The sequence below is a fragment of the Sandarakinorhabdus rubra genome (assembly GCF_010994245.1).
Lineage (GTDB): Bacteria > Pseudomonadota > Alphaproteobacteria > Sphingomonadales > Sphingomonadaceae > Sandarakinorhabdus > Sandarakinorhabdus rubra.
The window spans coordinates 1-867 of sequence record NZ_WMHO01000414.1 but is presented as its reverse complement, the minus strand read 5'-3'; the positions used below and the strand labels follow the sequence as shown (position 1 = coordinate 867).

2 protein-coding genes are annotated in these 867 nt (G+C 71.3%); both read right to left on the bottom strand.

What is annotated here, in order from left to right; translation table 11 throughout:
• Nucleotides 1-286: hypothetical protein (locus tag GJV64_RS14940; RefSeq protein WP_205599668.1), on the bottom strand; the 286-nt coding region annotated here is incomplete at its 3' end.
• Nucleotides 283-867: hypothetical protein (locus GJV64_RS14935; protein ID WP_164158295.1), on the bottom strand; the 585-nt coding region annotated here is incomplete at its 5' end. The genes GJV64_RS14935 and GJV64_RS14940, both read right to left, overlap by 4 nt.

Sequence of the window (867 nt, the reverse complement as noted above, 5' to 3'; positions counted from 1 at the left end):
CGTCGGGCGCCAGGCAACCGGGCGGCAGCGCCGGCGCGGCGCCACGCAGCGCATAGAGCCGGCCCACCGATGCCGCCGCATCACGGCACACGATGCGATAGGCGCGATCGAACAGACCGGTGAGCGCCGGGTCGGTCACCTGGCTCTGCGCCGTGCACAGCACGCCGGCGCTGCCGATGCGAAAACTGTCGGCCAGCGACAGGCTTTGCGCCGATGCCGGGGCAGCCATCACCAGAGCGACCAAGGCGGCAAGATGGCGGGCAGCCAAATGGGACGGGCGCATCATGGCTGGGCCTTCGGTTCGGGCGGCAGCGCCAGCCACAGCGCCGGATTGCCGCCGCTGGTCACCGGATCGGTGGCGTCCACGTCGCTGAACAACGGGCCGAAATCGAACAGGCGCTGCAGCAGCACCAGCGGGAGCCGCTCCATCGGTTGCAGCAGCCGGTCGCGGCCTTCAAGCTCGTCCAGCGTCAGCGGCTCGATCCCGGTCAGCACGGCGATCAGCTCGGGCCCGATCCCGCTGGAACAGGGCCTGCCGAACACGCAGCCGTTGACCGCCGAGGTGGGGGTGAGCGCCTTCAGATCTGGCACCAGCCGGACCAGATCACGCGTGTCGTTGTTGGTGGCAAAGCCGCCCGCTGGCAGTTGCACCCGGCCGTTGATCACCACATCGAGCAGGGCGCCGCCGCTGATCGGGCCATCCAGCCCGGCGGTGACCTCCAGCCCGCCGAGGCCAGCGGTGAAGCCGGCGCGCGTGCGGGCATCGCCACTGTTCTGGATCAGCACATCCCGGGTGGCGGCAATGCGGATGGTGCCGGCGCCGATGGTGCCGGCCGGCGTGCCCACCGGCTGCGCCGCGTTGAGCGC